Below are 20824 nucleotides of genomic sequence, written 5' to 3' on the forward strand. Positions count from 1 at the left end.
CGCGCGCGCCGGTGCGATAATCGGCAATCCTCCCATCTGACGCCATCATGCTGCCACCCGACCCCGATTCCCTCGATCCGCACGACTGGGATGCGTTTCGCGCGCAAAGCCATCGCATGCTCGACGACATGCTCGACTACGCACAAGGAATTCGCCAGCGGCCCGTGTGGCAGGCGCCGCCGGATAGCGCCCGCGCGGCATTCGCGCAAGCGCTGCCGCGCGCACCGGGCGAGCTGGCGGATGCCCACGCCAGTTTCATGCACGATGTGCTGCCCTACGCCGTAGGCAATGTGCACCCCGGTTTCATGGGCTGGGTGCATGGCGGCGGCACGCCCGTGGGCATGCTGGCCGAGATGCTGGCGGCCGGCCTGAATGCGAATGTGGGCGGACGCAACCAGATGCCGGTGGAAGTGGAGCGCCAGATCACCCGCTGGATGGCCGAACTGTTCGGCTTTCCCGCGTCGGCCAGCGGCGTGTTCGTCACGGGCACATCGATGGCCAACTTGATGGGCGTGCTGGTGGCGCGTACGCAAGCGCTGGGCGTGCAGGCCCGCCAGCATGGCTTGCAGGGCGCGCCGCTGGTGGCGTACACCTCGGCCGCCGCGCATGGTTGCATCGCGCAGGCGATGGATCTGTCCGGCCTGGGCACGGCTGCCTTGCGCCGCATTGCCGTCAACGAGCGCCAGCAGATCGACGTCGCCGCCCTGGCGCAGACCATCGCCGCCGACCGCGCGGCTGGCCTGCGTCCTTTCTTTATCGCCGGCACGGCCGGCACCGTGGACACGGGCGCCATCGACGATTTATCGGCGCTGGCGGCATTGGCCGCGCGCGAACAGCTGTGGTTCCACGTCGATGGCGCCTATGGCGCACTGGGCATGCTGTCGCCCCAGGTGGCGCCCCTGCTGGCTGGCATCGAGCTGGCAGACTCGCTGGCGTTTGATTTTCACAAATGGGGGCAAGTGCCGTATGACGCGGGCTTTTTGCTGGTGCGTGACGGCACGCGGCATATGGCGGCGTTTGCCGCTCCGGCGGCCTATCTGCGACGCGAAGCGCGGGGGCTGGCGGGTGGCTCGCCCTGGCCCTGCGATTTCGGACCCGACCTGTCGCGTGGCTTCCGCGCGCTGAAAACCTGGTTCACTTTCAAGGTGCACGGAGCCGACCGCATGGGCGCGGCCATCGCGCACACCTGCGTGCTGGCGCGCTACCTGGCCGAGCGGATAGCGGCCACGCCGGAGCTGGAATTGCTGGCGCCCGTGACCCTCAACATCGTCTGCTTCCGCCACCGTGGCGTCGCCGATGGCGGCAGTGATGCCTTCAATGGCGAGATCGTCGCCGACTTGCACGAGTCTGGCATTGCCGCGCCATCGACTACCACCATCGGCGGGCGACTGGCCATCCGCGCCGCCATCGTCAATCACCGTACGCGCGCCGAAGATATCGATGCGCTGCTGGCAGGCGTGCTGCGCTTCGGCGCCGCGCGCCTGTCTTGAAAGGGAAGTCACCATGAACGATTTGCTGCAGCACGCCGCCACGCCCTATGCACCGCTGATCGGCCTGGCGCCCCTGATGCGCCGCGCCTTTCTGCAGGAAGACCTGGCGCCGCTGGGCGAAACGCTGCTGGCGCGCGCGCAAGCGTATCCCGATGACGCGCACGCCTACCTGGATTTTTCCACCGTGCTGCAATTGAAGGGCGAGCGCGAGATGGCGCTGGCCGTGCAGGCGCAGGCGATCGAATTGCAGCAGCTGTATGCGCTGCCCGCGCAAGCGCCACAAGCGGGCCCCGGCATCCGCGTGCTGGTGCTGATGGGGCCAGGCGACCTGATGTCGAACACGCCCATCGAGTTTCTCGTCGAGCAGTCCGACGTGGCGCTCGACCTGCTGTACCTGACGGTGGACGGACCATTGCCGGAAGAAGTGCCGGATCACGACGTGCTGCTGGTGGCCGTGGCCGAGTCGGATGCCAACCAGCCCTTGCTGGCGCTGCTGGCGCAATTCGTGGCGGACTGGCCACGCCCCGTCATCAACCTGCCGCAGCATATCGCACACACCTCGCGCGATGGCCTGTGCGGGAAGCTGCAGGATTTGCCCGGTGTCGCCATGCCGCGCACGGCGCGCATCGCGCGCGCGCAGCTGGCCGCGCTGGCTTCGGGGGAAATGCCGCTCGATGCCGTGCTGCCCGGCGACGTCTTTCCCCTGATCGTGCGCCCTCTCGGTTCGCACGCGGGCCACGACCTGGAAAAGATGGAGCATGCCAGCGACCTGCACGCCTATCTGCAGGCCGTTGACGCGCATCGTTTTTATATCGCCCGCTTTGTCGACTACCGCAGCGAGGATGGCCAGTTTCGCAAGTACCGCATCGTACTGATCGACGGCGTGCCGTACATCTGCCACTACGCCGTATCCTCGCACTGGATGATTCATTACCTGAACGCGGGCATGGATGAAAGCGCGGACAAGCGCGCCGAGGAGGCCCGCTGCATGGCGCATTTTGACGAGGAATTTGCGCGGCGTCATGCGGCGGCCTTGTGTGCCATCCATGCGCGCATGGGCATGCCTTATCTGGGCATCGATTGCGCCGAAACGCGTGACGGTGAATTGCTGGTGTTCGAGGCCGACAACGCCATGATCGTGCATGCCATGGATGCCGAAGCCCTGTATCCGTACAAGCGTCCGGTCATGCAGAAGGTCTTTACGGCGTTTCGCGCCATGCTGGCGCGGGCGGCCGCCGGTGGCTGCGCCGCCAACTGATCACTTGCCCAATAACTGTTCCAGCAGCCGGCGCTTGGCCGTGCTGCGTTCTGTTTCCCAGTAGCCGTCGAACTGCAGCAGCAGGGCGTTATTGTGAAAAATGCGGATGCGCTGGGGCTGGCCCAGCATGACGGCGTGCACATAGCTGGCGAACGATTCGGCAAAGTCTTCATGCATGCTGGTGGCCGCATACAGGGTGGCGAAGTTCGCGCCCTGCAGCTGCGCATACGCGTCGCGCATCTGGCTGGCGGCCAGGCGCGGCGCCTGGTAATACACGACGTCGGCGCGCAGGGGAAAATCGTTGCCTGGCAAGGGCACGACCTGCAGTGCTGGCGTGATCTGCCAGGCTAGTGGCAGGTAGTGGTAGTCGTGCGCGCTGCGCATGGCCTGCGCGGCGTTCCACCATTCGGGCAGCAAGCCCCGGCCGGCGGCCAGCACATGGCCGAATTCATGCAGCAGCAGGTATTGCAGCGCGCGCTGGCGGTTGTCGTCCTCGGGTGCGGCGATCTGCGCTTCAAGGCGATAGCCATCTTGCGGCGTGAAGGGCGTGTTCTCCTTCCAGCTGGCCCAGGCATTGGCCGTGCGCGCCTCGAACGCTTCCACGTCGAGCGCCACCACCACGCCCAGGATCACGCCCTCGCCATTGACGACGATGTCGCTGATGGCCGAGGAACCGAGCTGGCGCGCATAGCCCACCCCCAGCAGCACGCCGTCGAGCAGCGCCTGCACGGAGGCTGGCATGGAGGCCATCGCCGCGCGCACGTCGGCATGGAAGTCAGCGTCCACCAGCGTGGAAGTGGGCTGCGCGGCGACACCGGTGGCAGCATTGACTTGCGCCACATGGGCGATGACTTCAGCCTGGGAGGGGCCGAGGCGCCCGAGCAAAGGCGAATCGTACAACTGGTCCCACTGCGCGGCATCGGCGGCAACAATCATGGCGTTCCTGGCGTGGTGAGTGACGGTGATAAACTGGAATTGCGGCGCAGTGTAGCAAGGATACGCGCTTGCAGGGAGAGTGTATGGCTAAATCGGATATCGTCGTCGGCAGTGCCTGGCAAGCCTTGCGCCGGCATACTGCGGCGCGCATCGCACTGGGACGCTGCGGCGTGAGTGTGCCGACTGGTGCGCAGCTGGCGTTCCAGCTGGCCCATGCGCAGGCGCGCGACGCCGTGCACCTGGCACTCGATGGCGAGGCCATGGCGCGCGACTTGGCCGCGCAGGGGCAAGATTGCGTGCAGTTGCACAGTGCGGCCGCCACGCGTGCCGAATACCTGCAACGCCCCGACCTGGGACGCCGGCTCGACGACGCTTCACGCGCGCGGCTGGCGGCTTGTGTAAAAGGCGTGGACCTGGCGCTGGTGGCGGTCGATGGCCTGTCGGCGCTGGCCGTGCAGCGCCACGTGGCGCCGTTCCTGGCCGCCTTGCGCGAAAGGCTTGCGCTGGAGGCATGGACGCTGTCGCCCTTGCTGATCGTGACGCAGGGGCGGGTGGCCGTCGGCGACGAGGTGGGGCAATTGTTGCAAGCGAAGGCCGTGCTGGTGTTGATAGGCGAGCGGCCGGGCTTGAGTTCCCCGGACAGCCTGGGCCTGTACCTGACGTGGGCGCCCAAAATAGGCTTGCTGGACGAGCGCCGCAACTGCATTTCGAACGTGCGCCCCGAGGGCCTGGCATATGCGCAGGCGGCGTACCGGCTGCATTATTTGCTGTCGCAGGCATTTTCCCGGCAGTTGTCGGGCGTGGACTTGAAGGATGAAACGGTGGAAGTGGGCGCGTCCCTGGCGGGCACGCGCAACTTCCTGCTGGAGTGATCAGACTTCGCGGATTTCGTCCAGCGGCCAGCGCGGGCGCACATTGAACGCGTAATCGTACTTGGCCGCTTGCGGGTTGATTTGCAGGCGCATGGCGCCGGCAAAGGCGATCATGGCACCGTTGTCGGTACAGAATTCCAGCTCTGGGTAATACACTTTAAAGCGCTTCTTGGCGGCGGCCGCGTTGAGCGAGGCGCGCAGCTGCGCGTTGGCGCCCACGCCGCCGGCGATCACCAGGCGTTTCAAGCCCGTGTGCTTGAGGGCCGACACGCATTTGGCCGTCAGCACATCGACGATGGCGTCGACGAAGCCGCGCGCAATGTTTGCCTTGTCCTGCTCGCAGATATTGGCGATGACTTTTTCTTCATGGTTTTTCACCACTGTCAGCACGGCCGTTTTCAGGCCGGAGAAACTGAAATTGAAGTCCTTCGAGTGCAGCATGGGGCGCGGCAGTTTATAGGCCAGCGGGTCGCCGAATTCGGCCAGGCGCGAAATGGCCGGCCCGCCCGGGTAACCGAGTCCCAGCAGCTTGGCCGACTTGTCGAACGCCTCGCCTGCCGCATCATCGAGCGTTTCTCCGAGCATCGTGTACTGGCCCACGCCGTCGACGCGCATCAGTTGCGTGTGGCCGCCCGACACCAGCAGTGCGATGAAGGGGAATTCCGGCGGCTCGGACGCCAGCAAGGGGGAGAGCAGATGGCCTTCCAGGTGGTGGATGCCCAGCACCGGCTTGTTGATGGCCAGGCCCAGGCTGCAGGCTACCGAGGAACCCACCAGCAGCGCCCCGGCCAGTCCCGGGCCTTGCGTGTAGGCGATGGCGTCGATGTCGGGCAGCGTGATGCCTGCCTTTGCCAGGGTTTCTTCCAGCAGCGGGATGGCGCGGCGGATATGGTCGCGCGACGCCAGTTCCGGCACCACGCCGCCATATTGCTCGTGCATGGCCACTTGCGAATAGAGGGCGTGCGACAGCAGGCCGCGTTGCGTGTCATACAAGGCCAGGCCGGTTTCGTCACAGGAGGATTCGACGCCAAGAACAATCATGAAGGTGCTAAATAGGGAGGAGTAATCCGCCATTGTAAAGGAAAGCCGGGCAGTCCACCGTGTGGCCGGCGCACCATTTCGGCGGCAGTGTGCACTTGCGCAGTGCGGCGCGCGCCGGTTTTACCCGGAATTCTGGCTGTTTTGCGCCTTGAGCGCCATTGGCACTGCTCTTGCTTAGACAAGCGTGTGCCTTTCTCAAGGGAGCTAGCAATGTCGGAACAATGGAAAATGATTTGCCGCCTGAAGGACATGCCGCTGGCAGGCGCGCGCATGGTGCAGCGTGGCCTGGCCTGGCAGGACTTGCCCGGCGTGGCGCTCTTCCGCGCGGCTGACGATACGGTGTACGCGCTGCTCGACACCGTTCCTTGCCTGGGCGGCCCGCTGGCGCATGGGGTGCTGATGGAGAAAAACCTGATGGGGCCGAAGAACAGCTGGATCATCGAGCTCGATTCGGGCCGCCTGGTGGCGCCCGTGCAGGGCGTGGCGCGTTTGTACGCCGTGCGTATCCTGGATGGGCGCATCTACCTGGACTTCAATGAGCTCAATATCCCGGCCAGCAAGGCCGAACAGGCGCTGGCCGGGTCGTACGCCGTGCTGCCGCATGTGCAGATGGCATAGGCATATGGGGTCAGACCCTCAACACCGCTAACGTCAGACTCAGCGCCAACGCCGGCGGGGGGTGACCCCGGCCGTTTATTTAGGGCGATTGAGAAGATGCGCATGCGCGTCGCGCAGCATGGTGGCCGTCGTGTCCCAGTCGATGCAGCCGTCGGTGACGGAGCAGCCGTAGGTCAGTTGCGACAGGTCTTGCGGGATCTTCTGGTTGCCGCCCACGATGTTCGATTCGATCATCACGCCCACCAGCGAGCGGTTTCCCTGGCGGATCTGGTTGACCACGTCGGCCATCACCAGCGGCTGCAGTTCCGGTTTCTTGTAGCTGTTCGCGTGCGAGCAGTCGACCACAAGGTTGGCCGGCAGCTTGGCCTTGGCCAGCGCCTGTTCGGCGATGGCGATCGAGACCGAATCGTAGTTCGGGCGGCCGTCGCCGCCGCGCAGCACCACGTGGCCATACGCGTTGCCGCGCGTGCGCACGATGGCCACATTGCCCTCGGCGTTAATGCCCAGGAAGGAGTGCGGGTGGGCCGACGACAAGATCGCGTTGACAGCGATGCTGATGTCGCCATCGGTGCCGTTCTTGAAACCGACCGGTGTCGACAGGCCAGACGACATTTCGCGGTGCGTCTGCGATTCCGTGGTGCGCGCGCCGATGGCCGTCCAGGCAATCAGGTCGCCCAGGTATTGCGGCGAGATCGGGTCCAGCGCTTCGGTGGCGGTGGGCAGACCCAGTTCGCACACGTCGAGCAGGAACTGGCGCGCCTTTTCCATGCCTTCGTTGACCTTGAACGAATCGTCCATGTACGGGTCGTTGATATAACCCTTCCAGCCCGTGGTGGTACGCGGTTTTTCGAAATACACGCGCATCACCAGAAGCATCGTATCCTTGACTTCCTCTTGCAGCGCTTTCAGGCGGCGCGCGTAATCGAGGCCGGCGACCGGGTCGTGGATGGAGCACGGTCCGACGACGACGAACAGGCGCTGGTCCTTGCGGTCGATGATGTCGCGCAGCGCTTCGCGGCCGCGGCTGACGGTGTCGAAGGCGCTCTCCGACAGGGGCAGCCTGGCGTGCAGTTCGGCCGGCGTCGGCATGGGCGCGAAGGAGGTGACGTTGATATTTTCGATGTCTGGCGTATTCATGATTCTGGCTCGGCTTTCGCTATTGCGTTCTTTAAGAGGCAATAGTGTAGCGGAAATGCGGCCTCGCGGCGGGGATGGGGCCAAAACGGGAATGCCTGAGTTGTTTTTATGGCAGGGCCGGCACGCCGCCGTCCCCTCCTGGTTCTGCGCTTATTTGTCGCTAATGGCCGCCGGCCAGGCTGGCGCCAACGCTGTAGCGGGCGATGCGCTGGTAGTTGCCTGCCAGCTCGGGCGGCCTGGGCAGGCCGGGATGGCGCCGCACGTGTGCCAGGATGGCCGTTTCGTGCTGGCGTATCTGCGCGTCCAGGCAGGCGATCTGCTGGCGCAACAAGGCGTGCAGCGCGTGCTGGCCAGCCTGCAGATGGGCATCGAGGCGCGCCGACTCCTGCTGGCGCACGCCTTCGATGGCGTGCAGGCGGCGCAGCCAGAGGCGCAGTTCCACGTAGGCGGCCGAGGGTGGCGTCCAGCGCGCGGGGCGCTTGTCTTCGCAGTAATTGGCCAGCACTACGGCGCTGCGCGCCGCGTCAGCGGGCAAGTCCTGGCTCCGCAGATAGTCATCCAGCGAGCCCGCTTCGGCGTCGCAGACCAGCATACCCATGTCGGCCAGCATGCGGGCAGGCGCCTCGCTGTAGGGCATATCGAGGCGCATGCAGACGCGCAAGCCCATGATGGGCACATCGTTTCTTTGCAGCCAGCTGCGCAGCCAGCGGTAGCCTGCGACGTCGTTTTCCAGCACCTTGCACAGTACTTCGCCGCCCGAGAGCAGCACGGCTTTCAGCAGCAGCTTGCTCGTTTCGATGCCGACGAAGGCGCTTTCCCGTTTGCTCGCGTGTGTCATGATAGATCCTCCCCTGCATTGATATACGCAGCGGCGGCGCGTTTGGATGCAGTCGCAATGCAGTGTGTTCAAAAAAAGCTTGAAAGACTGTTGCTTTGACGCTTATGCCGTCCGCCAGCCCCTCTGCACGGTTAAAAATCCGTGTAAGCTGGCGCCATGACGACTGTATCCATCCCCCATACCGATGTGGCCGGTGAGCCATTTCCCGCCGCACGTTTCATTAAAGAAATAGGCCGTGGCAAGAACGGCGCGCGCAGCATGACGCGCATTGATGCCCGCGCCCTCTACCGCGCCATGCTCGAAGGCCGCGTATCCGACCTGGAGCTGGGCGGCATTTTATTGTCCATGCGCATCAAGGGCGAGTCCGTGGACGAGATCGCCGGCTTCCTCGACGCGGCCGAAGCCTCGTTCACCCCCTTGGCCGCGCCGGCGGGCGAGTTCGCGCCCATCATCATTCCCAGCTACAACGGCGCCCGCAAGATGGCCAATCTGACAGCCTTGCTGGCGCTGCTGCTGGCGCGCGCAGGGGCGCCCGTGCTCGTGCATGGCGTGAGCAGCGATCCGGGCCGCATCACCACGGCCGAAGTGCTGGCCGCGCTCGGGGTGCCGGCCTCGCCGGACCATGCGCAAACCGAGGCTGCCATGGCGCGCGGGGAAGTCGCCTTCCTGCCCATAGCGTCACTGGCGCCGCGCCTGGCACACATGCTATCGCTGCGGCGCGTGCTGGGCGTGCGCAATTCCACGCATACCCTGGTGAAAATCATGCAGCCGTTCGCCGGGCCGGCCTTGCGCCTGGTGTCGTACACGCATCCGGAATACCTGGAAATGCTCGGCGAATATTTCCTGACCTCCTCTGATCCTGCGCGCGGTGATGCTTTCCTGATGCGTGGCACGGAAGGCGAGACGGTGGCCAACGCCAACAAGGCGCAGCAGATCGACTGGTTTCACGGGGGTGAGCGCACGCTGCTGGTGGAAAAACAGTTGCTGGTGGAAGAGTTGCCGCATTTGCCCGCCGAGCGCGATGCGGCCACTACAGCTGAATGGGTCGCGGCCGTGCTGCGCGGCGAGGTGCCCGTGCCGCCATCGATCGCCGGGCAGGTGGAGCAATGCCTGATGGCATCGCGGCAGATTGCAGCACGGCCGCGCTAGCCGCGGCGCCGCAGTTTACAATGGCGTCTTTGTAATCAGCGGTGAGTGGAATTCCTATGGCAAAACAATTTGATGTGGCAGTGATCGGCGCTGGCGCGGCCGGCATGATGTGTGCGGCTGTTGCCGCCCAGCAAGGCAAGCGCGTGGTGTTGATCGATCACGCGGCCAAGCTGGCCGAAAAGATCCGCATCTCGGGTGGTGGACGGTGTAATTTCACCAATATTAACGCCACGCCGCAGAATTTCCTCTCGGAAAACCCGCATTTCTGCAAGAGTGCGCTGTCGCGCTACACGCCGCAGGATTTCCTTGCGCTGGTGAAAAAATACCGCATCGGCTACCACGAAAAGCACAAGGGCCAGCAATTCTGCAATGAATCGGCCGAGCAAATCATCGACATGCTCAAGGATGAGTGCGCTGCTGGCGGCGTGCACTGGCGCATGCCGTGCAAGATCGACCACGTTGCCCGGCAAGAAGACGGCGGCTTCGTGCTGCAGACAGATAGCGGCGACATCGAAACGGCCAGCATCGTCATCGCCACGGGAGGCTTGTCGATCCCGAAGATCGGCGCCACGGATTTTGCCTACCGTATCGCCAAGCAGTTTGACCTGGCGATGGTCGAACCGCGTCCGGCCCTGGTGCCGCTGACGTTCGATGCGGCCAGCTGGGCGCCGTTCGCGGAACTGTCCGGCATCGCGCTGGAAGTGGATGTGGAGACGGGCAGCCTGAAAGGCCGCAAGGCAAGCGGCGCGCGTTTCCGCGAGGATTTACTGTTCACCCATCGTGGCCTGTCCGGACCGGCGATCCTGCAGATTTCCAGCTACTGGCTGCCGGGCGAGCCCATCGTCATCAACTTGCTGCCGGAAGTGGACGTGGCACAGACCCTGATCGAAGGCAAGGGCACCTTGAAGAAGCAACTGGGCAATATCGTCGCGCAATGGCTGCCGCAGCGCCTGGCTGACTGCCTGCTGGCCGTCAACGGTCTGGCGCCGGACGCACGCATCGCCGACATGCCGGACGCGCAACTGCGCAAGCTGGGACTGGCCATCAATGCCTGGTCCATCGTGCCCAACGGTTCCGAAGGCTACCGCAAGGCCGAAGTGACACGCGGCGGCATCGATACGCGCGAGCTGTCGCAGCAGACGATGATGGCCAACAAAGTGCCTGGCCTGTACTTCATCGGCGAAGCGGTCGATGTGACAGGCTGGCTGGGTGGCTACAACTTCCAGTGGGCCTGGGCTTCCGGCGTGGCGGCAGGTATTGCCTTGCAGTAAGCAACTCTGTAGTATTGGGTTCTGGCGCCCGGTGCGCCGGCCCCGGTGCGTGGTTTACGCCACATTCCGGCAGCGACCGCAGGCTGCATGCCGCACGCAAGTGGGGGAGGGGCTTCCCTTTCCGAATAAAAGCTGCTACTATCTATCTCTTCCTATACACCACCTCAACGGTTTGAATTTTACATGACCACTATTCGCCTTAAAGAAAACGAGCCGTTCGAAGTCGCAATGCGTCGCTTCAAACGCACCATCGAAAAAACGGGTCTGCTGACCGAATTGCGCGCACGCGAATTCTACGAAAAGCCAACAGCTGAGCGCAAGCGCAAGCTGGCAGCTGCTGTAAAGCGTCATTACAAACGCATCCGCAGCCAACAACTGCCGAAAAAATTATTCTAAGACTGTTCAGTCAGAACCAACCCGGGTAGTTCGGCGCATTGTTCGCCACGGGTTTTGTTTTGATTCGCCTGAAGTGATACTTCAGATGAGTCGCATGCCCGCTCCGGTTCGCCGCAGCGGGTTTTCGCTTTTGTGGCCGCCTGCTTGGCCCGCGCGCACGAGCATCGAGTCCCTTTACCACTTACCAACACGAGGATTGCCATGAGCTTGAAAGAACAAATTACCGAAGACATGAAAAACGCCATGCGCGCCAAGGAAGCGGGCAAGCTGGGCACGATTCGCCTGTTGCTGGCAGAAATCAAGCGCAAGGAAGTCGACGAGCGCATCGAACTGACGGATGCCCACGTGACGGCCATCGTGGAAAAGATGATCAAGCAGCGCAAGGATTCGATCACCCAGTTCGAAGCCGGTGGCCGTGCCGACCTGGCCGACATCGAAAAAGCCGAACTGGTGCACCTGACGGGCTATATGCCTGCCGGCCTGTCGGACGAAGAAGTGGCGGCCGAAGTGGCTGCCGCCGTGGCCGCCTCGGGCGCCGCCGGTCCGCAAGACATGGGTAAGGTGATGGCCATCGTCAAGCCGAAGCTGGCCGGCCGCGCCGACATGACCGTGGTGTCCGCCCTGGTCAAGAAAGCCTTGACGCCGGCAGCGTAAGCATACAATAGTAGTAATCGGCTGCCGGCCCATGCTGGCAGCCGCTCAAATCGCCCACACGTTGACCTGGCTCAACCTCAGGCCGCGTGCGGTAGTATAGTCTGACCTATAACAAGACCCGCCCTCGCCAGTGATACCTCAATCCTTCATTTCCGATTTGCTCAACCGCGTCGATATCGTCGATGTCGTGGGCCGCTATGTGCAACTGAAAAAAGGTGGCGCCAATTTCATGGGCTTGTGCCCGTTTCACAGTGAAAAATCGCCCAGCTTTACCGTCAGCCCCACCAAGCAGTTCTATCACTGCTTCGGCTGTGGCGCGCATGGCACCTCGATCGGCTTCCTGATCGAGTACTCGGGCATGGGCTTTGTCGATGCCGTGAAGGACCTGGCGCAGAACGTGGGCATGGTGGTGCCGGAAGCGGACGACAAGATCCCGCCGGCCCAGCGCGCGCAGATCCAGGCGCAAAGCATGGCCCTGTCCGATGCCATGACGCAGGCCTGCGATTATTACCGGGGGCAATTGCGCCACGCGCCGGAAGCCATCGCCTACCTGAAGAACCGGGGCTTGACGGGCGAAGTGGCCGCTCGCTTCGGTATGGGCTTCGCGCCCGGCGGCTGGGACAATTTACGTTCCGTCTTCCCCGACTACGATGTGGTGGCTCTGGCCGAGGCCGGCCTGGTGATCGACAAGGTCGATGAAGAGGGCAACAACCGCAAGCGCTACGACCGTTTCCGCGAACGCATCATGTTCCCGATTCGTAATACCAAGGGCCAGGTCATCGCCTTTGGCGGACGCGTGCTCGACCATGGGGAACCGAAATACCTGAACTCGCCGGAAACCCCCTTGTTTTCCAAGGGATTCGAACTATATGGCTTGTTCGAGGCGCGCCAGGCTATCCGCGACGCCGGCTATGTGCTGGTGACGGAGGGCTATATGGACGTGGTGGCGCTGGCGCAGATGGGTTTCCCGCAAGCAGTTGCCACCCTGGGCACGGCGTGCACGCCCACCCACGTGCAAAAACTGCTGCGCCAGACCGATAACGTGATTTTCAGCTTCGACGGCGACAAGGCTGGCCGCCGCGCCGCCCGCCGCGCGCTGGAAGCGAGTTTGGCCCATGTGTCGGACAATAAAACCATCAAATTCCTGTTCCTGCCCTCGGAACACGATCCGGACAGTTACATCCGCGAATTCGGCGCCGAAGGTTTTGAACAGCAAGTACATGAAGCCATGCCGCTGTCGCAATTTTTGCTGAAAGAAGTGTCGGGTGAGCATGATTTGTCGGAGCCGGAAGGGCGTGCCCGCGTGCAGTTCGACGCCAAGCCCCTGCTGCAACTGATGGCGCCGTCGTCCTTGCGCCTGCAGATCGTGCGCGGCCTGGCGCAACTGACGCAGTCCACGCCGGCCGAAATCGAAGCCCTGTTCGAGCTGGCCAAGCCCGTTGCCGTGGCGCGCCGCGCGCCGCCGAAATCGGGCCGCCCCGTGCCCGTGGGGCTGGAATTGAAGATCATGCGCATGCTGGTGGCGCATCCGCCGCTGACGATGCGCATCGACGAGGCCGCTCTCACGGCTTTCCAGCACCTGGGGCCGGATGCGGCGCACAGCCTGGGGCAACTGGTGGCCGTGGGGCAGGCCTTGGGCGAGCATGGCAGTTTTGCCGCCCTGGCGCAGCAGTTGAAGGAGCTGGGCAGCGAATACGACGAGATCATCGGCGAGATCGCGGCCGGCACGGAATCCGATTACGACAGCGAATTGTCGTGGCTGGTGAGCACCATCCGCGAGATCAAGTTGAATGCCTTGAAGGCGGAATTGCAGCAATTGTTTGCGTCGGGTTTGCCATCCGAGAAAATTGGTGTACGCTACCGCGAAATCATGCAAGAGCAAGGCGAGCTGGAGCGTGAGCGTGATGCGGAGTTGGTGAATCGATAACCTTGCTCTGGAGGTATGGCGCGCACTGGAAAAACATTTTTCGCGTGCTATAATTAAATGCTAAGTATTGTGTGCTTTGGCAAGCTAGTTCTGTTTCGTAAATAGTATTTGTTTTCAGTAAGTTAGGCTCTTGATCGGCGCGGTGGATCGTGTCGGCAGCCAGAGCCAACTGGCGCTTTCGGCATTGTGGGCAAGGCTCGCAGACGCTGTCAAACCGCGCCAGGCTCTCGCTCCCAACGCGGTCGATGCAGGAATTTTTGCCGAGGCGGCTGGCAACAGCCGGTGGACAGGAATTGCTGCGCTTCCCGCGGATCGTGGCCGATGAGGTGTAAGTAACGTAACAGTGTCGAATTTGCGTTGTCGGCAGGTTCGAAGATGGTGGTTCCCGCAGGTAGACAGGGAACTGGCAGCAAACTTTATCCTAATCCACCGTAAAGCAAGTCGTTGTGTAATCGAAAGCGCCTGTGCCAATCAAGAAACCCGAATCCAAAGCGGCTGCAAAGCCCACTAAAGTTACCACGAAAGCCGAAAAGGCGCTCGACCGGCCAGAAGCGCGCATCACCAGCGCGCCCGTGGTCAGCCAGACCACCGACGCCGCCACCCTGGCGGCCATCGATACGTCCGGCTATGTCCTGCCTTCGGTAAAAGTGCCAGGCCGCCGCGGCCGCAAGCCAAAAGAATTCCAGCCAGAAAATGATGAAGTCGCCGCCCTGAATGCCGTGGAGCGGGCCGAACTGAAGGCCGTCGACAAGGCCAAGGCCAAGGACCGCAAGGCGAAGGAGCGCGCGCTGCTGAAGGACGCCTTCTCGTCCGACACGGAAGCGAGCGAGGAAGAACTCGAGCGCCGGCGCCAGAAACTCAAGACCCTGATCAAGTTCGGCAAGGAACGCGGTTTCCTGACCTACGCGGAAATCAACGATCACTTGCCCGAGAACATCGTCGATCCGGAAGCCATCGAAGGCATCATCGGTACCTTCAATGACATGGGTATCGCCGTCTACGAACACGCGCCCGATGCGGAAACGCTGTTGCTGTCCGATAACGTTGCCGTCGTCACCAGCGATGACGAGGCGGAAGCGGCGGCCGAGGCCGCATTGTCGACCGTCGACTCCGATTTCGGCCGTACCACCGACCCCGTGCGCATGTATATGCGCGAAATGGGTTCGGTTGAGCTGCTGACGCGCGAAGGCGAGATCGAGATTGCCAAGCGCATCGAAGATGGCTTGAAAGACATGATACAGGCCATTTCCGCTTGTCCCGTGACGATCGCCGAGATCATCGCTGCCGCCGATCGCATCGCCAACGAAGAGATCAAGATCGACGAAATCGTTGACGGTCTCGTCGATGAAAATGAACCGGTCGCCGCCGCTCCTGTCGTGGCCGCCCCCGTCGAAGAAGACGACGAAGAAGGCGAGGCGGAAGAGGAGGAAGCCGAAGAAGAGGAAGAGGCGAGCGCTTCCGGCGCGGCCGGCTTCTCTGCCGAACAGCTGGAAACCCTGAAACGCACGGCGCTGGAAAAATTTGCCGTCATTTCGCAGCAATTCGACAAGATGCGCCGCGCTTTCGAAAAAGAAGGCTACAACTCCAAGCCCTACGCCAAGGCGCAGGAAGCCATTTCGCAAGAGCTGCTGGGCATCCGCTTCACGGCCAAGGTGGTGGAAAAACTGTGCGACACCCTGCGCGGCCAGGTCGATGAAGTGCGCCATATCGAGAAACAGATACTCGACGTGGCAGTGAACCGCTGCGGCATGCCGCGCGCCCACTTCATCAAGGTCTTCCCGGGCAATGAAACCAATCTGGACTGGGTCGATGGCGAAGTCAACGCAGGGCACGCCTATAGCGCCATCCTGGGCCGCAACATTCCGACTGTCAAGGAACTGCAGCAGCGCCTGATCGACCTGCAGGCACGCGTCGTCTTGCCGCTGCCGGACTTGCGCAACATCAACCGCCAGATGGCGGCCGGTGAAATGAAGGCGCGCAAGGCCAAGCGCGAAATGACCGAGGCCAACTTGCGCCTGGTTATTTCGATCGCCAAGAAATACACGAACCGGGGCCTGCAATTTCTCGACCTGATCCAGGAAGGCAATATCGGCCTGATGAAGGCCGTCGACAAGTTCGAGTACCGTCGTGGCTACAAGTTCTCGACCTATGCCACCTGGTGGATACGCCAGGCCATTACGCGCTCGATCGCCGACCAGGCGCGCACGATCCGCATTCCCGTGCACATGATCGAGACGATCAACAAGATGAACCGGATTTCTCGCCAGATCCTGCAGGAAACGGGCGCGGAACCCGATCCGGCCACCCTGGCGATCAAGATGGAAATGCCCGAGGACAAGATCCGCAAGATCATGAAAATCGCCAAGGAACCGATCTCGATGGAAACGCCGATCGGCGACGACGACGACTCCCACCTGGGCGACTTCATCGAGGACAACAACACCCTGGCACCGGCCGACGCGGCCCTGCACGCGTCCATGCGGGGCGTGGTCAAGGACGTGCTCGATTCCCTGACACCACGCGAAGCCAAAGTGCTGCGCATGCGTTTCGGTATCGAAATGTCCACCGACCATACGCTCGAAGAAGTCGGCAAACAATTTGACGTGACGCGCGAGCGCATCCGCCAGATCGAAGCCAAGGCGCTGCGCAAGCTGCGCCATCCATCGCGTTCCGACAAGCTGAAAAGCTTCTTGGAAGCCAACTAGAAGCCAATAGGGCTTGACGTGCGCCGCTGATACCCCTATCCTCGCGTGTCCGTTTCCAAAACGGCCGCGCGAGGCGGGTGTCAATAGCGCCGCCACGCAGCAGTCCCTTGGGCCTCTAGCTCATGCTTGGTTAGAGCAGCGGACTCATAATCCGTTGGTGCCGTGTTCGACTCACGGGAGGCCCACCAGAATTTAGTAATAATAGAACGAGCCCCGGCGGGTGACTGCCGGGGCTTTTTTCATGCTGTGTACAATCGCGGCATTGCGATTGATGAAGGATGAAACGAGATGACGGCTGAAGTGAAGATTGAAGATATTGTCGTTGGCGAGGGTAAGGCAGCAGCGCGCGGCGCCCTGATCACCGCCCATTATCGTGGCTGGCTGGAAGATGGCACGGAGTTTGACTCGTCGCATCAGCGGGGTGAGCCTTTTCGCTGTGTGTTGAGCAATAACAAGGTCATTCAAGGTTGGATTTTGGGTTTGCACGGCATGCAGGTGGGTGGTACTCGCAAGTTGTGGGTGCCGGCGGCGCTGGCGTATGGCGAGCGTCAGGTGGGCATGATTCCACCAAATTCCAATCTCGTGTTCGAGATTGAGTTGCTGGAAGTGCTGACGCGCGACTGATCTCTTGATGCGCGATCAGGCGGGCAGAGCACTTGCCTTCACGCCGTCTTTTTTCGTCAGTAGTTTTTCGATATCGGCGCGCAGCGCTTGCTGGGTGGGGAAATTTGCATAACGCAAGGTCACATATCCTGCCAGCTTGAGCATGGCGTCGCGTTCCTTGTCCTGGCGTTCGCGGCCGGCGTGGCTGCGGTCGTCGAGCTCGACTATGGCGATGACGTTCAGTTGCTGGCTGCACAGGACAAAATCGGCTACCTTGCGGTCGAAACGGTTTCTGTTTGCCCATCCCTTCGCCGTTATCAGCGCGGAAAATGCCACTTGTGCCAGCACTGTGCATTCCGGCAAGGCCGTCTGCAGCAGGTGATACATTTGTTGCTCGCGTGCCGTCATGACGGGTTTTCTGTGCAGCCGCAACGGCCTGGCCGACTTGCCAGCCTGGCGCGTGGCCAGCATGGCAAAGAACAGGATCAGTGCTGCGATGGCGATCAGGACGGCGTAAGAAGGCATGGGCTGGCACCAGAATGGACGAGTACTGATGGTACGCGAGTAGCGGTGTGTTTTCGTGCCGCCGCCAGCGTATGTCAGGTGGTGCTCTTGTTGAAGATCAAATCTGCTTCAACTTGACCGGCATCGCGTCCAGCACCGGCACGATGTCATGCAGGCTGGCCACTTCATAGGTCGGCAAGGCGGTCGAGGTATTGGCCATGCTGTCCGGGTTGAACCAGCAACTGGCGATGCCGTAGCGGTTGGCGCCGAGGATATCGGCGTCCAGCCGGTCGCCGATGATGATCGATGTTTCCTTGCTGAATGCGCGCGCCATCTTGGCTGCGTACTCGAAGAAGCGCACGTCCGGCTTGGCGTGGCCGCACGCTTCGGAGGTGGCGACGAAGGAAATATAGTTGCTCAGGCCGGATGCGGCGATGCGGCGGTTCTGGATGGATTCGACGCCGTTGGTGATGATGCCCACTTCGCCGATGCGCGACAGGGTTTCGCATACTTGCTTGGCGCCATCGATGAGCACGACCGTGTCCGGCAGCGATTCCAGATACAAGCGGCTGGCCAGTTCCGGGTCCATGGCTATGCCATTCAGGGCAAACGTCTTGCGGAACCGTTCTACCTTCAGGAAATCCTTGCTCACCTCACCCGTTTCGAAACGTTTCCACAGGTCGACGTTGATCGCCTGGTATTGTGTGAACAGCCCGTCGATGCCGTCGCGCAAGCCCAGTTCGTGCATGGTATGCAGGAACGAGCGCTTTTCGGATGCCCTGAAATCGAGCAGGGTATCGTCCAGGTCAAACAGGAATAATTTGTATTTCATGGCATGTTGTTGAAAGCGTGGAACTTGTCTTGCATCGTAGCACGTAGCGCTGAATTCGGTTGGCCATCGCCTGTGCGGGTGATAACAGGGCCAGCATAGGCAAGGCCTCGCCATCCGCCGGCGACTGATCCACCGGATAAGACAGCACGCATACACCGTCTAGCCTGGTGGCAAACAGATATTTGGGCCAGAGTAAAACGGCGGGATGGCACAGGGCATGGCCCTAACCTGCGCAAGAGCAAGCTTACATATCCACCCACCAGTTGAGCAAGGTTTCATCATCGTCGTCATCGAGGTTGACGTAGATATTGGCGAAGTACCATTCCACGCCCGTTGCCGTGCGGAAGGCGTCGAAGGGGCCGTTGACGTTGTAGAGGCCGTGGTGTCCTGGCACGCTGAAGGTGAGATTGCCCCTGTGCTGGCCGTCCATGGTGCCGCCCAGTTGTTCTTGCACGTCGCGTTCGAGCTGATCCACCGCCTCTTGCGACACGTCGTCGGCATAGATCTGGATGCAGAAGTTGCCGCCGCGCGTCAGTACTTCGGCAGGGGCGAGCGGGTCGGCGATGTTGACGATGTCGCCGCGCGCCAGGTTCAGGGTCAGGCCGGGCGAGGCCAGCAGTTCGTAGACGTGTTCGTCAATCTGGCGCGCCGGCAGGGTTTCATACACGGGGCCGTGGGTATTTTCGCCTGCCAGTACGCGGATATGCGGCAAGCCTTCGCAATTGATGTCTTCCATGCATTCTTTCATAGTGCCGGCGCTGCGGGTCGCGCCAGGTTTGGGGAAGGCAATATTGTACCGGGTACCTAGCTGCTGGATGGTTACGCAACGGTGCAGGCGAGTAGATGCAATGACGAAAGTGATTCCGGCTCGAGCTTGTTTATATGCCGTCGTGCGATTTGACGTGACCGGCGAGGGCAGCATGCTCCAGAATGAAAAAAAGCACGCCGGAGCGTGCTTGCCTTGATACATTGGCGCTGATTACTTAGTTATGTGCGCTGATGCCGCTGCGGAACTGTTCGAACCCGGCGCGCGCTGCCTTGTAGCAATTGCCGGCGGCCGCTTCCAGACCTTCGCGGTCGAGGACTTCGACCGTGCCGCGGCGGTACTGGATCAAGCCTTCGTCCTGCAGTTTGCGGGCCGTGACGGTGACGCTTTCGCGGCGCACGCCCAGCATGTTGGCCATGGTGTCTTGCGTGACCTTCAGTTCGTTCGAGAGCGAACGGTCGAGGCGGTCGAGTAGCCAGCGGCACAGTTTTTGTTCGATGCTGCAATGACGTCCGCCTACTACGTTCTGTGCCATTTGCGCAAACATCGCGCTGGTGTAGCGCATCAGCAATTGTGCCATCGCGCCGCCTTCATTGAAGATTTCACGCAGGAAGGCGGTTTTCAGGCGGTAGCCGTAGCCAGCTGTCTGCACGATGGCGGTGCAGGTGGCACGCTCGGCCTCGTACAGCACCACGCCAGCCACGCCTTCGCGGCCGATGACGGCGATCTCGGTAGTGGCGCCATCTTCCATCACATACAGCAGGGAAACGATGGCGTTGGTGGGGAAATAGGTATATTCGATCTTGCCGCCACAATCGTACAGATGCTTGCCGGCAGGTAACGCGACCAGTTCCAACTGGCAAAACAAGCGCTCCAGATCGGCGCGCGACAAGGCGCGCAGCAATTCGTTCTGTTGGGCGCCGGTGATGCTGATCATGGGCGTAGCCGGTGCGGCTTGCCAGTTGTGCTGGGCGGCGTGGCTATTCGTGGCTGGGGTCAGGTTGCTATAAGCTTTGTACATGGTAGGGCCTCGTCTTCTGATTTTGTTGGATGGCGCTGCTTTTCTGGCTTGCTAGCGTTGTGCTGAATCATGTATCCACTATAGGACCAGCGGTCGCAGGCGGGCATCGGATGAGCCGACGTGCTTATGTAGGCTAGGAACATTGCCTCGTGTCATCCGACTCCTACGCCTGGTCTCTTGTGTGGAACTAACGGTGTTCTGGGGAAAAGCAATACGCTGACCGTCGCGCGCGAGCTGATGGCATGATGGCCAGCGATGTGAGTCCGGGTCTTCTGTCTAGCCATACGGTCTATATACGTGCGCGCGCCTGCCTGGACCGTTTCATGAAGGCACGCAGCGTATGCAGTGCTCCTCTCGTTCTGGCTAGCTTCCCGTTTGGAAGAGTGGGCGCTGGCGTCAGCAAAGAGCGGGGCGCTGGTGCACGAGTGGGGAAGCGTTTACACGCGCTTGCGGGATTTTTTAAGGCCTTGGGTGGCGGGCGCAGCAGCGGCTTGCTGGCGCTGTTGCCAGGCCCTCAGGGCCTCTTCGTAGGCGGCCAGGTCTTCCTGATACATTTCCAGCACGCAAAAGGTGCAACCGCTGTGGCAACACTCGTCATTGCCCGGTTTGTTGGGCGCTTGCGGTGGCGGATCGTGTGGGAAAGGCGGGGTCGGCATGGTGAGGGCTGGGGACGGAGGAGCTGGCATCGGAGCTCGCATCATACGGCATCCCGGCGTGCCGTTGCGGGAACGCTTTTTGCTCAAAAATCACGGTTTCCGTGTACAGTTGCGGTGAATTAGGGTATCGTTTACAGCACTGATATTGTA

20 protein-coding genes and 1 tRNA gene are annotated in these 20824 nt (G+C 61.9%); 12 read left to right on the forward strand and 9 right to left on the reverse strand.

Going from position 1 to position 20824, the window contains the following annotated elements:
- Positions 1-47 precede the first annotated feature (47 nt).
- Positions 48-1490 carry a pyridoxal-dependent decarboxylase gene (locus K0F85_RS23795; protein WP_257638145.1) on the forward strand — a complete coding sequence of 481 codons (1443 nt, stop codon included), beginning with the start codon at positions 48-50 and terminating at the stop codon, positions 1488-1490.
- 13 nt (positions 1491-1503) lie between these two features.
- Positions 1504-2748 carry a RimK family alpha-L-glutamate ligase gene (locus tag K0F85_RS23800; protein WP_219118384.1) on the forward strand — a complete coding sequence of 415 codons (1245 nt, stop codon included), beginning with the start codon at positions 1504-1506 and terminating at the stop codon, positions 2746-2748.
- Here the strand turns inward: K0F85_RS23800 and K0F85_RS23805 are convergent, their stop codons facing one another.
- Positions 2749-3684, reverse strand: a complete 936-nt coding sequence (locus tag K0F85_RS23805) for a hypothetical protein (RefSeq protein WP_219118385.1) — start codon at positions 3682-3684, stop codon at positions 2749-2751.
- A gap of 83 nt (positions 3685-3767) precedes the next feature.
- Between K0F85_RS23805 and eutC the strand changes: the two genes are divergently transcribed.
- Positions 3768-4556, forward strand: coding sequence for an ethanolamine ammonia-lyase subunit EutC (gene eutC / locus K0F85_RS23810; RefSeq protein WP_219118386.1), 789 nt, complete (start codon positions 3768-3770; stop codon positions 4554-4556).
- Here the strand turns inward: eutC and tsaD are convergent, their stop codons facing one another.
- Positions 4557-5597 carry a tRNA (adenosine(37)-N6)-threonylcarbamoyltransferase complex transferase subunit TsaD gene (gene tsaD, locus K0F85_RS23815; RefSeq protein ID WP_219118387.1) on the reverse strand — a complete coding sequence of 347 codons (1041 nt, stop codon included), beginning with the start codon at positions 5595-5597 and terminating at the stop codon, positions 4557-4559. It lies immediately after the preceding gene.
- Positions 5598-5807: 210 nt separating this feature from the next.
- Here tsaD and K0F85_RS23820 point away from each other — a divergent pair, with 210 nt between their 5' ends.
- Complete coding sequence (locus K0F85_RS23820) at positions 5808-6215, forward strand: nitrite reductase (NAD(P)H) small subunit (RefSeq protein WP_219118388.1); 408 nt, start codon at positions 5808-5810, stop codon at positions 6213-6215.
- Positions 6216-6290: 75 nt separating this feature from the next.
- On the opposite strand, the gene K0F85_RS23825 is transcribed toward K0F85_RS23820, so the two are convergent.
- On the reverse strand, positions 6291-7352 hold the full coding sequence (locus tag K0F85_RS23825) for a 3-deoxy-7-phosphoheptulonate synthase (RefSeq protein ID WP_219118389.1): 1062 nt from the start codon (positions 7350-7352) through the stop codon (positions 6291-6293).
- 160 nt (positions 7353-7512) lie between these two features.
- On the reverse strand, positions 7513-8190 hold the full coding sequence (locus K0F85_RS23830; protein ID WP_219118390.1) for a hypothetical protein: 678 nt from the start codon (positions 8188-8190) through the stop codon (positions 7513-7515).
- Positions 8191-8346: 156 nt separating this feature from the next.
- Here K0F85_RS23830 and ybiB point away from each other — a divergent pair, with 156 nt between their 5' ends.
- The 8 genes from ybiB (at position 8347) to K0F85_RS23870 (ending at position 16916) form a co-directional block, all read left to right on the forward strand.
- Positions 8347-9339: a DNA-binding protein YbiB gene (gene ybiB / locus K0F85_RS23835; protein ID WP_219118391.1), complete on the forward strand. Its 993-nt coding sequence runs from the start codon at positions 8347-8349 to the stop codon at positions 9337-9339.
- 41 nt (positions 9340-9380) lie between these two features.
- Entirely contained in the window at positions 9381-10610 is a 1230-nt protein-coding gene (locus tag K0F85_RS23840; protein WP_257638146.1) for an NAD(P)/FAD-dependent oxidoreductase, read from the forward strand.
- Between the two features lie 183 nt (positions 10611-10793).
- Entirely contained in the window at positions 10794-11006 is a 213-nt protein-coding gene (gene rpsU / locus K0F85_RS23845; RefSeq protein ID WP_008451879.1) for a 30S ribosomal protein S21, read from the forward strand.
- Between the two features lie 201 nt (positions 11007-11207).
- On the forward strand, positions 11208-11660 hold the full coding sequence (locus K0F85_RS23850; protein ID WP_034746974.1) for a GatB/YqeY domain-containing protein: 453 nt from the start codon (positions 11208-11210) through the stop codon (positions 11658-11660).
- Between the two features lie 130 nt (positions 11661-11790).
- Positions 11791-13587: a DNA primase gene (gene dnaG / locus K0F85_RS23855; protein WP_131685402.1), complete on the forward strand. Its 1797-nt coding sequence runs from the start codon at positions 11791-11793 to the stop codon at positions 13585-13587.
- Between the two features lie 464 nt (positions 13588-14051).
- Positions 14052-16292 (forward strand): RNA polymerase sigma factor RpoD, encoded by a 2241-nt coding sequence (gene rpoD / locus K0F85_RS23860; protein ID WP_219118393.1) that lies wholly within the window; start codon positions 14052-14054, stop codon positions 16290-16292.
- A 109-nt stretch (positions 16293-16401) separates the two neighbouring features.
- Positions 16402-16480: transfer RNA gene (locus tag K0F85_RS23865), tRNA-Ile, on the forward strand.
- Positions 16481-16580: 100 nt separating this feature from the next.
- A complete protein-coding gene (locus K0F85_RS23870) occupies positions 16581-16916 on the forward strand; it encodes an FKBP-type peptidyl-prolyl cis-trans isomerase (protein WP_219118394.1) in 336 nt (111 codons plus the stop codon).
- Between the two features lie 15 nt (positions 16917-16931).
- Here K0F85_RS23870 and K0F85_RS23875 read toward each other — a convergent pair whose 3' ends face one another.
- The 5 genes from K0F85_RS23875 to K0F85_RS23895 all read right to left on the reverse strand — a co-directional run bounded on the left by K0F85_RS23875 (position 16932) and on the right by K0F85_RS23895 (position 20674).
- Positions 16932-17420 (reverse strand): DUF2726 domain-containing protein, encoded by a 489-nt coding sequence (locus tag K0F85_RS23875; protein ID WP_219118395.1) that lies wholly within the window; start codon positions 17418-17420, stop codon positions 16932-16934.
- 97 nt (positions 17421-17517) lie between these two features.
- A complete protein-coding gene (locus K0F85_RS23880) occupies positions 17518-18231 on the reverse strand; it encodes a YjjG family noncanonical pyrimidine nucleotidase (RefSeq protein ID WP_219118396.1) in 714 nt (237 codons plus the stop codon).
- A 244-nt stretch (positions 18232-18475) separates the two neighbouring features.
- Positions 18476-18967 (reverse strand): DUF4265 domain-containing protein, encoded by a 492-nt coding sequence (locus K0F85_RS23885; RefSeq protein WP_219118397.1) that lies wholly within the window; start codon positions 18965-18967, stop codon positions 18476-18478.
- Between the two features lie 247 nt (positions 18968-19214).
- Positions 19215-19934 (reverse strand): Crp/Fnr family transcriptional regulator, encoded by a 720-nt coding sequence (locus K0F85_RS23890; RefSeq protein ID WP_219118421.1) that lies wholly within the window; start codon positions 19932-19934, stop codon positions 19215-19217.
- 521 nt (positions 19935-20455) lie between these two features.
- A complete protein-coding gene (locus K0F85_RS23895) occupies positions 20456-20674 on the reverse strand; it encodes an oxidoreductase-like domain-containing protein (protein WP_219118398.1) in 219 nt (72 codons plus the stop codon).
- Positions 20675-20824 lie beyond the last annotated feature (150 nt).

The sequence above is a fragment of the Janthinobacterium sp. UMAB-56 genome, from assembly GCF_900095265.1.
Taxonomy (GTDB): Bacteria; Pseudomonadota; Gammaproteobacteria; order Burkholderiales; family Burkholderiaceae_D; genus Janthinobacterium.